The sequence below is a fragment of the Blastococcus sp. DSM 46786 genome (assembly GCF_900109665.1).
Taxonomy (GTDB): Bacteria; Actinomycetota; Actinomycetes; order Mycobacteriales; family Geodermatophilaceae; genus Blastococcus; species Blastococcus carthaginiensis.
On sequence record NZ_FOAO01000002.1, the window covers coordinates 271,394 to 283,652 of the forward strand.

Consider the following 12,259-nt stretch of genomic DNA (forward strand, 5'->3'; position numbering starts at 1 on the left):
CCGCGCTCAGCCGCGGTCGCGGGGGCCCAGCTGCCCCTGCAGCTTCATGACGCCGAGGCCGAGCAGCGCCAGCCCGATGGCGGCGACGCAGGTCCAGGTCCACATCCGGTCCACCCGGTCGCCCAGCAGCAGCAGGACGACGAGGGCCACCGCCCACACCGCGATGCCGGCGATGACCACGCGCGCGGTGTCGACCTGCAACGGCGGCGGGGCCTGCTTCGCGGGACGGGGCACGACGGCACCTTAGATCCCGACCTGGTCACGGGTCGACGAGCCCGCCCCGCTCGTGTGGCACGCTGGCGCCGCTCGATGGCCACCCGCACCGCCCGGAGAACCCGCATGCCGCAGAAGTCCCGTCCCTCCGGTGGCGCCAGCGCCTCGGCCACCGACGGCAGCACCCCCGCCGACGTCTCGGCCGGCACGCCGCCGACCACGCCGCGCCGCAGCGAGGGGCCGCGGGTCCGCCCGAAGAACGGGCTGGACCGGTACTTCGAGATCAGCGCCCGCCGGTCGACGGTGAGCCGCGAGGTGCGCGGCGGGATCACGACCTTCTTCACGATGGCCTACATCGTGGTGCTCAACCCGATCATCCTGACCAGCATCGCGGGGCCCGACGGCACGCCGGGTGCCGACGTCGAGGGCACGGTGCTGCCCTTCGGCTCGATCGCCGCCGTCACCGCGCTGCTCGCCGGCGCGCTCACGCTGCTCATGGGGATCGTCGGGCGCTACCCGTTCGCGCTGGCCACCGGCCTGGGCATCAACGCGATCGTCGCGGTCTTCGCGGCCACCCAGCTCACCTGGCCCGAGATCATGGGCCTGGTCGTGCTCGAGGGCCTGCTGATCACCGTGCTGGTGCTCACCGGCTTCCGCAAGGCGGTCTTCGAGGCCATCCCGGCGCAGCTCAAGACCGCGATCGCCGTCGGCATCGGGTTCTTCCTGGCGATCATCGGGCTGGCCGACGCCGGCATCATCCGGCCGGGCAACCCGCTGATCAGCTTCGGCGTGGGCGGTCAGCTCGCCGGCTGGCCGATGCTGGTCTTCGTCGTCGGCCTGCTGCTCATGAGCCTGCTGGTGGTCCGCCGGGTCAAGGGCGCGCTGCTCATCGGCATCGTGGCGACGACGGTGCTCGCGATCGTCGTCGAGGCGATCGCCGGGGTCGGCCCGCGCTTCGGCGAGGACGGGGAGAACCCCCGCGGGTGGGCGCTGCAGGTGCCCGCGCTCCCCGACGACGTCGTCGGCAGCCCCGACTTCTCGCTGCTCGGCAACTTCTCGCTCTTCGGCGGGTTCGAGCGCATCGGCGTCGTCGCCGCCCTGCTGATCGTCTTCTCGATCATGATCGCCGACTTCTTCGACACCGTCGGCACCGTCACCGCCGTCGGCGCCGAGGGCGACCTGCTGGACGAGAAGCGCAACCTGCCGAAGTCGCAGCCGGTCCTGCTCGTCGACTCGCTGGCCGCCGCCGCGGGTGGCGCGGGCAGCGTCTCGTCGAACACCACCTACATCGAGAGCACCGCCGGTGTGGCCGACGGCGCGCGCACCGGGCTGGCCAGCATCGTCACCGGCCTGCTGTTCCTGGTCGCGGTCTTCTTCACGCCGCTGGTGGCGGTGGTCCCGTCCGAGGCGGCCGCCCCGGCGCTGGTCATCGTCGGCGCGCTGATGATCAGCCAGATCAAGAACCTCACGTGGGACGACATGTCCCTGGTCATCCCGGCGTTCCTCACCATCGCGCTGATGCCGTTCACGTACTCGATCACCAACGGCATCGGGGCCGGCGTCATCAGCTTCGTGCTGCTGCGCCTCGCGGTCGGGCGGCGCCGGGAGATCCACCCGCTCATGTGGGTGGTGGCGCTGCTGTTCCTGGTCTACTTCGCGCTCGAGCCGCTCCAGCAGCTGTTCTGAACAGGCGCTGAGTTAGGCTAACGATCGTGGGCCGGACGACGCTGGACACCGCCGCGCTCGCCCACGAGCTGCGGCTCGCGGTCATGCGGTTCTCCCGGCGGCTGCGCAACCAGCGGGTGGACACGTCGGTGACGCTCACCCACCTCGCGGCGCTGTCGACGCTCAAGCGGCACGGCCCGATGAGCCCGGGGGAGCTGGCCGCCCACGAGCGGGTGCAGCCGCCGTCGATGACCCGCGTCGTCGTCGCCCTGGAGCAGGCGGGGCTGGTCACCCGCACGCCGCACCCCACCGACGGGCGCCAGGTCATCATCGGGCTGACCGCGGCGGCCGAGGAGATGCTGTCGGCGGAGGCGCGGGCGCGCGAGGCGTGGCTCGCCGGCCGGCTGCAGGAGCTCACCGCCGAGGAGCGGGCGGTGCTGCGCGAGGCGGCCGAGATCATGGACAAGCTCGCCGGTGGGTGACCTGCACGAGCACTGACCAGCGGACGCCGCCCGAGCAGGGGAGCGGTATGTTCCGGGCCCTCCGGGTGCGCAACTTCCGCCGCTACGCCTCGGCCAACCTGCTCAGCCTGACCGGTACCTGGATGCAGCGCATCGGCCAGGACTGGCTGGTGCTCCAGCTCTCCGACGGCAGCGGCATCGCCCTCGGGCTGATCACCGCGCTGCAGTTCGGCCCCGCGCTGCTGCTGAGCGCGTACGGCGGCGTCCTCGCCGACCGCTACCCCAAGCGCCGGCTGCTGTTGATCGCCCAGACCCTCATGGGCCTGCTCGCCCTCGTACTGGGGGTCCTGGTGGCCACCGGGGCGGTCGCGCTGTGGCACGTCTTCGTCCTCGCCGGGCTGCTCGGCTCGGTCGCGGCCGTCGACGTGCCGGTGCGCCAGTCGTTCGTGCCGGAGATGGTCGGCCCCGCGCTGATCACCAACGCGGTGAGCCTCAACTCGACGATCTTCAACGGCGCCCGGCTGGTCGGGCCGGCGCTCGCCGGGCTGCTCATCGGCGCGGCCTCGGGGAACACCGCGCCGGCGTTCTTCCTCAACGCGGCGAGCTTCGCCTTCACCATCGCCGCGATCGCCGGCATGCGCACCGAGGAGCTCACCCCCAGCCCGCCGGTCGCCCGCGGCCGGGGCCAGCTGCGCGAGGGGCTGGCCTACATCTCGGCCCACCCCGACCTGCTGCTGGCGATGGGGCTGGCCTTCGTCCTGGGCACCTTCGGCTTCAACTACCAGGTCACCATCGCGCTGATGGCCCGCGAGACCTTCGGCCTCGGTGCGGAGGCCTTCGGCCTGCTCTCCACCTGCTTCGCGGTCGGGTCGCTGACCGGCGCCCTGCTGTCCACCCGGCGCAGCGTCCGGCCCCGGCAGCGCTTCCTCGTCGCCTCGGCGGTGATCTTCGGCGCGTGCACGGTCGTCGCCGGGCTGATGCCCGGCTACCTGGCCTTCGCCGCGCTGCTGGTGCCCACCGGCGCCGCGGCGCTGGTGTTCAGCGTGGCCACCAACAGCTTCGTGCAGCTCGGCGTCGACCCGCAGATGCGCGGCCGGGTGATGGCGCTGTACTTCATGTGCTTCATGGGCGGCACCCCGGTCGGGGCGCCGTTGATCGGCTGGGTCTCCGAGCGGTTCGGCGCCCCGTGGGGGCTGGTCCTCGGTGGCGGCGTCTGCGTCGTCGCGGGCCTCGCCGCAGCGGCGTGGCTGGCCCACCGCGGGTCGCTGCGGCTGGCGCTCGAGCGCGCGCCCGTGCGGGTGCGCATCCGCCCCGCCGTCCCCTCCGCGCAGGTGCGCACCGTGGAGGAGCAGCTCAGCCAGAAGGCCCCCGGTCAGCAGTCGCGCTGAGCGTTCTCCGCGTACCGTTCGCTGCACCGGTACCGCCCGTGCGCAGGGGGACACCATGGCCGCGCTCCTCCAGCTCGTCGCACTGCTCGCCGCGTTCGCCGGCCTGGTCGCCGGTCTCGGACCGCTGATCCGGCGGATCGAGGCCTGGTCGGTCCGCCGCCACGCGGCCCGCCACCCCGCGCCGCCCGGGCGCTCACTGGAGGTCGTCGCCGCCCACCTGCGCCGGCTCGCCCGCCAGGTGGCCCTGGTGCCCGCCGGCATGCCCATGGCCCGCCGCCGCGCACTGCTGGCGGCCTACGACGACGTCCTCACCGAGGCGGCCGGGATGCTGGGGGTGACCTCGGCGCTCGCGGAGCTGCCGGAGGGCCGGCCGCGTGAGGTCGAGCGCCTGCGGCTGGCCGCGGAGCTGCGCGCCGCCGGGCTGCAGGTGCCCCTCTGAACCCGGGGTACGTGCGCCGGCTGTTCTTCGCCGTCGACCCGCCCGACGCCGCGCGCCGCGACCTCGACCGCGCGCTCGGCCCGCTGCGCGACCTCCCCGGTGCCCCGCGCTGGGGCCGGCCCGAGCGCTGGCACCTCACGCTGCTGTTCCTCGGTGCCGTGCCCGAGCCGCTGGTGCCCGGCCTCGTGGCCACGGCGGCGCCGGCGGTGGCCGCGACCCCGCCGATGGGGCTGCGGCTGTCCGGGGGCGGGCGGTTCGGCTCGCTGCGCCGCCCGCAGGTCGCCTGGGCGGGGCTGGAGGGCGACGTCGACCCGCTGGTCGCGCTGGCCGGCCGGCTGGCGGCGGTCGCGCGCACCCTCGGACTCCCGGCGGAGGACCGGCCGTTCCGGCCGCACCTGACGCTCGGCCGGTGGCGCCCCGGCCGGCCCGCCGACGGCACCCTCACCGACCGGCTGGCCGGCTACCGGGGGCCGGAGTGGCCGGTGCGCGAGATCCGGCTGTGGGAGAGCCGCCTCGGCGCGGCGCCGGCGTACACGGTCGTCGCCTCCTGGCCGTTAGGGGCAAAGGATCCTTTACATGCGGATTCGGGCCCCACGCCGTAGGGAAAGGATCCTTTGCCCGGGGGTGGGCCGGTCACCAGGCGTACTCCATCGGGGCGGCGCGGTAGCCGGGGAAGATCTCGTCGAGGCGGGCCAGGGCGGCGTCGTCCAGCGCGATCTCCAGCGCCCGCAGGCCGCCCTCGAGCTGCTCCATCGTGCGCGGGCCGACGATCGGCGCGGTGACGGCCGGCTGGTGGAGCAGCCAGGCCAGCCCGACGTCGGCCGGGGCGTGCCCCAGCTCCCGGCAGAACGCCTCGTACCGCTCCAGCGCGGGGCGGTGCCGCTCGATCCGCTTCCGGGTGCGCTCCTCGCTGCGGCGGGCGCCGTCCGACTTCTCCAGGGCGCCGGCGAGCAGGCCGCCGGCCAGCGGGCTCCACGGGATGACGCCGACGCCGTAGTGCTCCGCCGCGGGGAGCACCTCGAGCTCGACGTGCCGGGTGAGCAGGTTGTAGTGCGACTGCTCGCTCACCAGGCCCTGGAAGTTCCGCCGGGCCGCGGCCTCGTTCGCGGCGGCGATCTGCCACGCGGCGTGGTTGGAGGAACCGACGTAGAGCACCTTGCCCTGGGCGACGAGCGTCTCGCAGGCCTGCCAGATCTCCTCCCACGGCGTGCGGAGGTCGACGTGGTGGAACTGGTAGAGGTCGATCCAGTCGGTGCCCATCCGGCGCAGCGAACCCTCGCAGGCGCGCACGATGTTGCGCGCGGAGAGGAAGGTGTCGTTGGGCCAGCCCGACATCCCGCCGTAGACCTTGGTGGCCAGGACCGTCTTCTCCCGGCGCTCCCCGCCCTGGGCGAACCAGCTGCCGAGCACCTCCTCGGTGCGGCCCTTGCCGGCGTCGAAGCCGTAGACGTTGGCGGTGTCGACGAAGTTGACGCCCTCGGCCAGCGCCCGGTCGAGGATGGCGTGGGAGTCGCCCTCCTCGGTCTTCCAGCCGAAGTTCATCGTCCCCAGGCAGAGCCGGGAGACCGACAGGCCGCTGCGGCCGAGGTGGGTGTAGTCCATGCCGGCCACCCTGGCACCCTGTCCGACGTGCCGCAGAACGATGACCAGGGCCTCTCCGAGTTCGACGCCGCCACCGCCGTCCGGCGATCCGAGGGCGGCGGCTTCGTCGCCGACCTCCACCCGGGCTGGGACGTGGGCAGCGGCATCCTCAACGGCGGCTACCTGCTCGCCGTCGCCGCCCGGGCCGCGCTCGCGGACAGCCCCCACCCGCACCCGGTGGCCGTCTCGGCCAGCTACCTGCGCGCGACCCCGCCCGGCCCGGCCTCGCTGGCCGTCACGCCGGGCCCGGCCGGCCGGACCCTGGCGCACACCGGCGTCGTCCTCAGCGGCCCCGCGGGGCCCACGCTCAGCGTCCAGGTGACGACGGCGGTGCTCGGGGAGGACGCCCCGCTGCGCTCGGTGCCGGTCCCGGACGTCCCGCAGGTGGAGCGGTGCCTGCGGGCCGGGCCGGGCGCCGAGATGGGCGGCCACCCCGTTCCCGCGGTGGGCCTGCGGCACCGGGTGGAGACCCGCCTGGACCCCGCCACCGCCGGCTGGGCGCTGGGCACGCCGTCGGGGGAGCCGGTGATGCGGGCCTGGCTGCGGCTCGCCGACGGGCGCGAGCCCGACCCGTTGGCGCTGCTGCTGTTCGCCGACGTGCTGCCGCCGACGAGCTGGTCGATGGGGCTCATGGGCTGGGCGCCCACGGTCCAGCTGCAGGTGCTGGTGCGCGCCCGGCCGGCTCCCGGGTGGTGCCTGGCCGAGGCCCGGGCCAACGAGATCGCCGGGGGCTGGCTGGACGAGGAGTACCGGATCTGGGACTCCACCGGCCGGCTGGTCGCGCAGAGCCGGCAGCTGGCCCGGGCCCCGCGGTAGTCAGGCCCGCGGCAGCTCCACCTCGCCGGTGAGGTAGCGCTGGACCGTGGGGCCGATCGCCGCGACCAGCTCCTCGGGGGCGGCCGAGGCGAGCGGTTCGACGCGGAGCACGTACCGGGCCACGACCAGGCCGATGAGCTGGCTCGCGACCAGGGCTCCGCGTGCCTCGCGCTCCGCCGGAGTCGCGTCCAGCGTGGCCACGACCCGGCGGAGCACCTGGGAAACCAGGAACTCGCGCAGCAGCTTCCCCGTCCACTCGTTGCCGACGGCCGACCGCACGAGCGCCAGGGCGGCCGGTTGCATGGGGCCGTCCCAGACCCGCAGCAGCATGCGGACGACGTTGCCGCCGAGCTCGTCGCGGCCGCCGGCGAGCACCTCGGGGAGGAAGTCGGCCGGGTTCGCCGGCGCCTCGATCGCGGCCAGGAAGAGCTGGTCCTTGCTGCCGAAGTAGTGGTGCACCAGCGCCGGGTCGACGCCGGCGGCGGTCGCGATGGCGCGGATGGAGGCGCCGTCGAAGCCCCGTTCGGCGAAGGCGGCGCGGGCCGCGGCGAGCACCGCCTCCCGGGTGTCGGGCCGGCCGGGGCGCCGGCCGGGAGGACGACGGGAACGGGGGGTCAGCTGGTCCTCCTCCGCAGGGTCGCCGCCGCCAGCGCGAGGGCGAGCAGGGCCGCGCCGGCGACGATCCCGACGCCGGCCCACATCCTGCCGGTCGCCTCGGGGGAGCGCCCGACCTCCTGCAGCGCCTCGACCGCGTAGGTCAGGGGGAGGACGTCGCTGATCGCCTGCAGCCAACCGGCCATCTGCTCGCGGGGGACGAGCAGCCCGCAGAGGAAAAACTGCGGTAGCACGATCACCGGCATGAACTGCACGGCCTGGAACTCGCTGCGCGCGAAGGCGCTGGCCAGCAGGCCCAGGGCCACGCCCAGGGCGGCGTCGGCGACGGCGACGAGGACGACGAGCCACACGGAGCCGGCGACGTCGAGGTCGTACAGCGTCGTCGCCACCGTCACGGTGACCACCGCCTGCAGGCCGGCCGCCAGCCCGAACGCGAGGCCGTAGCCGAGCAGCAGGTCCAGCCGGGACAGCGGAGTGGTGAGCAGCCGCTCGAGCGTGCCGGACGTGCGCTCGCGCAGCATGGCGATGCTGGTCACGAGGAACATCACGACGAAGGGGAAGACGCCGAGCATCGCGAGGCCGACGCGGTCGAAGGTGCCGGGCTGCCCGGGCGCGCTCGGCAGGTCCGCCCACAGCAGGTGGAGCAGGCCGAGCAGCAGGCTCGGCAGCACCAGCATCATGGCGATCGTCCGGTGGTCGTGGCGCAGCTGGCGCAGCACCCGGCTCGTCGTCGCGGCGGTGAGCCGGGGGCTCAGCCGGCTCGGGGCGCGGGTCGGGGTCGCGGTGGTCACGCCGCCACCTCCTCGCGGGCGCGGATCAGCCGGAGGAAGGCGTCCTCCAGGTCGTCGGTGCCCGCCTCGGCGCGGACCTCCGCCGGCGTGGCGTCGGCCAGCAGGGCGCCGTCGCGCAGCAGGAGGAGCCGGTCGCAGCGCGCGGCCTCGTCCATGACGTGGCTCGAGACGAGCAGCGTCGCGCCGCCGGCGGCCAGGGCGTGGAACCTCGCCCAGAGCTCCACCCGGAGCACCGGGTCCAGCCCGACGGTGGGCTCGTCGAGCACCAGCACCTCCGGGCCGCCCACCAGCGCGCAGGCCAGCGAGGCCCGGCCGCGCTGCCCGCCGGAGAGGTTCTCGACCAGCTGCCCGGCCGCACCGGCGAGGCCGACGGCGGCGAGGGCGGCGTCGGCCTCCTTCGCCCCGCGGCCGTACAGGGCCGCGAAGTAGCGGGCGTTCTCGCGCACGGTGAGGTCGGCGTAGACGCTGGGCGCCTGGGTGACGTACCCGACCCGGCTGCGCAGGGCGGGGGAGCCGGCCGGCTCCCCGAGCACGGTCACCTCGCCGGATCGGACGACCTGCACGCCCACGACAGCCCGCAGGAGCGTGGACTTCCCGCTGCCGCTCGGGCCGAGCAGGCCGGTGACCTGCCCCGGCGGCACGGTGCAGGAGAGGCCGTCGAGCACCCGGCGGTGCCCGCGGTCGACGACGAGATCGGTGACGGTGACGGCGGCGTCCATGTCCGGCCTCCGGTGGTTCAACGGCTGATGAATTCAACGGTAGGTGAGTTGCCGCCGAACGGTCAACGGGCGAGCGCGCGGCCGAGCGCGGTGCCCGAGGACCACGCGCCCTCCACCTTCGCCGGGGCGTGCCAGCCGTCGCCGCAGAGGCCGATCCCGTCGACCAGGCCGAACGGCTCCTCCCGCGGGGCGGCCGGGCGGGCGAAGGTCCAGCGGTGGACCTCCGTCCACTCCGGGTCCACCTCGATTCCCAGGGCGGAGCGCACGGCCGCCACCACGGCCGGCACCGCGGCCGCGGGCTCGTCGAGGTGGTCGGCGGCCAGCGAGGCGGTCGTGTGCGCGACCAGCACCGGGGCGGCGTCCCCGCGGCGGTCGCCGTCGTCGGCGATCCACTCCACGGCCGGGTCGTCGTGCACGAAGGCGCCGTGCAGGTCGGCCGGCCACCGCCGACCGGCCCAGCCGAGCACCACCGCCAGCGCGGGATGCCAGGTCTCCGCGGCGGCCAGGTGCCCCGCCGGGCCGGCCGGATCGAGCAGCCGCGCAGCCTGCGGCCCCGGCATCGCGAGAACGGCGGCCGGTACCGCCCGCCCGTCGACGGCGGGGCCGGCGGACACCGCGCGCACGGTCGTTCCGGGCCGGACGGTCAACCCGGTGGCGAGGTCGGTGGCCAGGCTGCGCGATCCGCCGGGGGCCCCGTACCGCAGCGGGCCGGACGTCCGCTCCCGGAGACCCTCGGGCCCGGCCACCGCGAAGGTGTCCGTCCAGGGGCGGGCCAGGCCGCGGTCGACCCAGTCGGCCACCACGGCGGCGAACGGGGAGCCGTCGCTCGCGGTGAGGTAGGAGGCGCCGAGATCGACCGGCCGGCCCCGCACCGTGCGCGAGGACAACCGCCCGCCCGGGGCCCGCCCCCGGTCCAGCACCTGGACGTCGCGGCCGGCGTCCCGGAGGGCGCGGGCGCAGGCGAGGCCGGCGACGCCGGCGCCGATGACGGTCACGGGAGCGCTGTCGGGAGTCACGGCTCGATCCTGGGGGTCGCACCCCGCCGGCGCCCGCCCGGCAGAATCACCGGGTGCCCGCGACCATCACCGACCCGGCCGACGAGCGGGTGGCCGACTTCCGCGACCTCAAGGCGGGTGACCGGCCCGCGGGTACCCCGCGCGGTACCGGGCCGGTGATCGTGGAGGGCGTCCCCGCGGTGCAGCGGCTGCTGGCCTCCCCGTACCGGGTGCGGGCGGTGCTCGGGGTGCCCGGGCGGGTGGCCGCGCTGGGGCTGCCCGACGACGTGCCGGCCTACGAGGCGGACAAGTGGGTGCTGTCGGAGGTCATCGGCTTCCGGCTGACCCGCGGCGTCGTCGCCTCGGCCGACCGCCGTCCACCGGCCGACCTCGACGAGCTGCTCACCGGGCCGGACCCGGCGGCGCCGCGGCGGCTGGCCGTGCTCGAGGCGCTCAACGACGCCGAGAACCTCGGCTCGATCGCCCGCTCGGCGGTGGCGCTGGGGGTCGACGGGCTGCTGCTGGACCCGCGCTGCGCGGACCCGCTCTACCGCCGGTCGGTGCGGGTCTCGATGGGGCACGTGCTGTCCCTGCCGTTCGCCGTGCTGCCCGACTGGCCGGCCGGCCTCGACCGGCTGCACGACGCCGGCTACCTCACGGTCGCGCTCACCCCTGCGGCCGATGCCGTCGACCTGGCCGACGTCGACCCCCGCGCGCACCCGCGCACGGCGGTGCTGCTCGGGGCCGAGGGCCCCGGGCTCACCCCGGAGGCGCAGGCGGCCGCGCGGGTGCGCGCCCGGATCCCGATGCGCAGCGGGGTGGACTCCCTCGGCGTGGCCGCCGCGGCGGCCGTCGCGTTCGCGAGCCTCCGCTGACCGCTGACCGCTAGCCGCGCAGCGAGAAGCGGGCGAGCAGGGCGCGGGCCTGCTCGGCCTGCGCCGGGTGGCACATCACGTCGTAGCGGCTCGCGGTGATCTTGCTGGTGCTGGTGAAGTCACGCCGGCCGCGGGTGGCGGCGTAGCCCATCCCGCCGAACGCGGCGCCGAAGGCCAGACCGATCAGCAGGCCGGTCAGCACCGAGCCGACCCAGCCGCTGCCGTCGGGGGCGAAGATGCCCAGCAGGAGGCCGACGAACAGACCCCACCAGGCACCGGCCGCCGCGCCGGCGGCGAGCGCGCGGCCCATCGTCATGCGGCCGGTCACCGTCTCGATCATCCGCAGGTCGGTCCCGATGATCGTCACGTTCTCGACCGCGAACTTCTCGTCGGAGAGGTGGTCGACGGCGGACTGCGCCTGCTCGTAGCTGTCGTAGGACCCGACCTGCACGCCGCCCAGCGGCATCGACACCGAAGCACTCATGCCCGGTCAACTACCCAGCCGCGCGGCGTGTTCCACGCGCACCCGGTCAGCGGTTGCGGCGGACCCCGAAGACGATGTCCTCCCACGCCGGGATGCGGGCGCGCGGGTCCTCGTCGTCGTCGGTGCCGTCGCCACCGCGGCCGAGCACCACGGTGTCGTGCTCGGCGACCTCGTCCAGCAGGGCGGCCATCGACTCGTCGTCGGCCGGGCTGCCGTCGGGGGCGTGTACGTCGCGCACGTGCGCGTCCTCTGCCGCGGCGGGGGCGGGCGGGAGCTCGGGGGTGCGCACCACCGACACGGGGCGGGCGCGGGGCGCCGCGGCGGGCTGGCCGGCCGGCACCTCGGGGACGACGCGCACCAGGCGGGTGCCCTCGGCGAAGTCCGTCGTCGCGGCGTCGTGCGGCGCGACGGTGCGCGAGGGGAGGTCGAAGTTCCACCGGGCGGTGCCGGACTTCGCGCCCGCGCGCCACTCGCCGGTGACCACCCAGGTGCCGTCCTCGTCGCGGAAGGCATCCCACCGGACGGCGTCGATGTCGGTGTCGATGAGCCGCAGCCGCTCGACCATGAACTGCTGGAGCACGACACCCGGCGCACCCTCGGTGAGCCGGACCCGCGCCTCGCGGGCCTGCGTGGCCACGCGCTCGCGCTCCTGCAGCACGGGGTGCGCGAAGCGCATGATGCGCTCCACCCGGGCACCGGTGGCGGCGGCGACCTGCTCGGGTGTCTCGCCGGCGCGGATGCGCTGCTGGATCACCCGGGGCGGCAACTCGGTGCCGAGGTCGACGTCGATCTGGGTGAGCCGGCGCGCGTCCCCCCTGGCGGCGGCGCGCACGCGCTCGTCGATCGGGAGCTCGAAGCGCTCGCCCTCGGGGTGGTCGGGGCTGTCGGCGACGAGGACGAGGCTCCTCCCGTCGTCGGAGAGTGCCACGAGGCGCAGCGTGCGCATGGGCGACCTCCTGCAGCCGGCGCGGCGGGCCCGGACGAGACCCCGGTCTCCGAGGCTATCCGGAGCGGCGGTGCGCGGCACGCAGGCGCCCCGGCGTGGCGCGCCGCGCCACTACCCGGTCCCGGTCCTCCCGGCGGGGGGTGCGGACGGGCCCGACCCACGCCGATGACAGCGCTGACACGTGCCCGGAACCTGCCCCCGCCAGAGTGGG

At 75.5% G+C, this 12,259-nt stretch carries 15 protein-coding genes; 7 read left to right on the forward strand and 8 right to left on the reverse strand.

Annotated features, from left to right (window positions below):
• Nucleotides 1–6: 6 nt before the first annotated feature.
• The gene (locus tag BMW62_RS03360) at nt 7–234 is read right to left on the reverse strand and encodes a DUF2530 domain-containing protein (protein ID WP_091929403.1); all 228 of its coding nucleotides are present in this window, start codon (nt 232–234) and stop codon (nt 7–9) included.
• A 105-nt stretch (nt 235–339) separates the two neighbouring features.
• Between BMW62_RS03360 and BMW62_RS03365 the strand changes: the two genes are divergently transcribed.
• Genes BMW62_RS03365 through thpR form a run of 5 tightly spaced genes read left to right on the forward strand, consistent with a single transcriptional unit; the run spans nt 340 to nt 4,768 of the window.
• Nucleotides 340–1,899 carry an NCS2 family permease gene (locus BMW62_RS03365; RefSeq protein WP_091929404.1) on the forward strand — a complete coding sequence of 520 codons (1,560 nt, stop codon included), beginning with the start codon at nt 340–342 and terminating at the stop codon, nt 1,897–1,899.
• 26 nt (nt 1,900–1,925) lie between these two features.
• Complete coding sequence (locus tag BMW62_RS03370; RefSeq protein WP_091929405.1) at nt 1,926–2,360, forward strand: MarR family winged helix-turn-helix transcriptional regulator; 435 nt, start codon at nt 1,926–1,928, stop codon at nt 2,358–2,360.
• Between the two features lie 47 nt (nt 2,361–2,407).
• Entirely contained in the window at nt 2,408–3,727 is a 1,320-nt protein-coding gene (locus BMW62_RS03375; RefSeq protein ID WP_091929406.1) for an MFS transporter, read from the forward strand.
• Between the two features lie 55 nt (nt 3,728–3,782).
• Nucleotides 3,783–4,166 carry a hypothetical protein gene (locus BMW62_RS03380; protein ID WP_091929407.1) on the forward strand — a complete coding sequence of 128 codons (384 nt, stop codon included), beginning with the start codon at nt 3,783–3,785 and terminating at the stop codon, nt 4,164–4,166.
• A gap of 11 nt (nt 4,167–4,177) precedes the next feature.
• Nucleotides 4,178–4,768: an RNA 2',3'-cyclic phosphodiesterase gene (gene thpR, locus BMW62_RS03385; RefSeq protein ID WP_091929408.1), complete on the forward strand. Its 591-nt coding sequence runs from the start codon at nt 4,178–4,180 to the stop codon at nt 4,766–4,768.
• A 31-nt stretch (nt 4,769–4,799) separates the two neighbouring features.
• Here thpR and BMW62_RS03390 read toward each other — a convergent pair whose 3' ends face one another.
• On the reverse strand, nt 4,800–5,768 hold the full coding sequence (locus BMW62_RS03390; protein WP_091929491.1) for an aldo/keto reductase: 969 nt from the start codon (nt 5,766–5,768) through the stop codon (nt 4,800–4,802).
• A gap of 27 nt (nt 5,769–5,795) precedes the next feature.
• Between BMW62_RS03390 and BMW62_RS03395 the strand changes: the two genes are divergently transcribed.
• On the forward strand, nt 5,796–6,623 hold the full coding sequence (locus BMW62_RS03395; RefSeq protein WP_091929409.1) for a thioesterase family protein: 828 nt from the start codon (nt 5,796–5,798) through the stop codon (nt 6,621–6,623).
• Here the strand turns inward: BMW62_RS03395 and BMW62_RS03400 are convergent, their stop codons facing one another.
• The 4 genes from BMW62_RS03400 to BMW62_RS03415 form a co-directional block, all read right to left on the reverse strand.
• Nucleotides 6,624–7,178, reverse strand: coding sequence for a TetR/AcrR family transcriptional regulator (locus BMW62_RS03400; RefSeq protein ID WP_091929410.1), 555 nt, complete (start codon nt 7,176–7,178; stop codon nt 6,624–6,626).
• 59 nt (nt 7,179–7,237) lie between these two features.
• Entirely contained in the window at nt 7,238–8,029 is a 792-nt protein-coding gene (locus BMW62_RS03405; RefSeq protein WP_211434956.1) for an ABC transporter permease, read from the reverse strand.
• Nucleotides 8,026–8,748 (reverse strand): ABC transporter ATP-binding protein, encoded by a 723-nt coding sequence (locus BMW62_RS03410; protein ID WP_091929411.1) that lies wholly within the window; start codon nt 8,746–8,748, stop codon nt 8,026–8,028. The genes BMW62_RS03405 and BMW62_RS03410 overlap by 4 nt, the downstream gene beginning before the upstream one ends.
• Before the next feature lie 62 nt (nt 8,749–8,810).
• Complete coding sequence (locus BMW62_RS03415; protein WP_091929412.1) at nt 8,811–9,764, reverse strand: NAD(P)/FAD-dependent oxidoreductase; 954 nt, start codon at nt 9,762–9,764, stop codon at nt 8,811–8,813.
• A gap of 53 nt (nt 9,765–9,817) precedes the next feature.
• Here BMW62_RS03415 and BMW62_RS03420 point away from each other — a divergent pair, with 53 nt between their 5' ends.
• Nucleotides 9,818–10,618: a TrmH family RNA methyltransferase gene (locus tag BMW62_RS03420; RefSeq protein ID WP_091929413.1), complete on the forward strand. Its 801-nt coding sequence runs from the start codon at nt 9,818–9,820 to the stop codon at nt 10,616–10,618.
• A 10-nt stretch (nt 10,619–10,628) separates the two neighbouring features.
• Here the strand turns inward: BMW62_RS03420 and BMW62_RS03425 are convergent, their stop codons facing one another.
• Nucleotides 10,629–11,102: a YflT domain-containing protein gene (locus BMW62_RS03425; RefSeq protein WP_170852190.1), complete on the reverse strand. Its 474-nt coding sequence runs from the start codon at nt 11,100–11,102 to the stop codon at nt 10,629–10,631.
• Nucleotides 11,103–11,148: 46 nt separating this feature from the next.
• Nucleotides 11,149–12,048, reverse strand: a complete 900-nt coding sequence (gene sepH / locus BMW62_RS03430) for a septation protein SepH (RefSeq protein ID WP_091929415.1) — start codon at nt 12,046–12,048, stop codon at nt 11,149–11,151.
• Nucleotides 12,049–12,259 lie beyond the last annotated feature (211 nt).